Below are 850 nucleotides of genomic sequence, written 5' to 3'. Positions count from 1 at the left end.
AGTGAAGTCGTGGCCACCCTGAGCGCCGACAAGGCCACCGTCACTGAAGGCGGGCAGATCACCTACACCGTGACCCTGACCAACGCCCAAGGCCTGGCGGTCACCGGCCACAATGGCCTGACCTTCACCCTGTCCGATGGCACCAAGGTGTCCATTCCGGCCGGCAGCGCCAGTGGCTCCTTCACCATCACCGCCCCGGACGATGTGTTCATCGGCGGCCAGGCCACCATCAGCAACAAGCTGACTGGTGTCACCGGTGCCGACAACTTCGAGAAGCTGACCCTCGGCAAGGACGAGGTGAAGACTGGCGTCACCGACGAACCGGGCTCGGGCACCCCAGGCACCGGCAACCAGGGCGACAAGGTCTCGGTCACCATCGTGGGCAACGGTGACGTGAACGAAGCCGAGCAAGCCTCGTTCACCGTCAAGGTCAGCCAGAAGCTCGACCAGGACCTGACCGTCACCTTGAGCAATGGCGACAAGGTGGTGATCAAGGCCGGCCAGACCGAAACCGAATACAAGGCCAAGGCCCAGGGCGACGACGTGTTCAAGGACGGCGGCCCGCTGACCGTCGGCATCAGCGATGCCAGCGTGGTCGGCAAGACCTTCGAGAACCTCGAGCTCGGTGGCGCGGCAACCGTGCAGATCACCGATACCGTCAGTGAAGTGGTCGCGACCCTCAGCGCCGACAAGACCACCGTCAGCGAAGGCGGCCAGATCACCTACACCGTCACCTTGAGCAACGGCCAAGGCCTGTCGGTGACCGGCCACAACGGCCTGACCTTCACCCTGACCGATGGCACCAAAGTGACCATCCCGGCAGGCAGCGCCAGCGGCACCATCACCGTCA

The 850-nt window shown here is 64.4% G+C and carries 1 protein-coding gene; it reads left to right on the top strand.

Annotated elements, in window-relative coordinates:
* The coding region (locus NJG22_RS24440; protein ID WP_366518864.1) for an immunoglobulin-like domain-containing protein at positions 1-850 on the top strand (850 nt) is incomplete at both ends.

Origin of the sequence: Pseudomonas sp. VA159-2, from assembly GCF_024126635.1 — a bacterium.
Classification (GTDB): Bacteria; Pseudomonadota; Gammaproteobacteria; order Pseudomonadales; family Pseudomonadaceae; genus Aquipseudomonas; species Aquipseudomonas muyukensis.
This window is presented reverse-complemented; position numbering and strand designations above follow the sequence as displayed.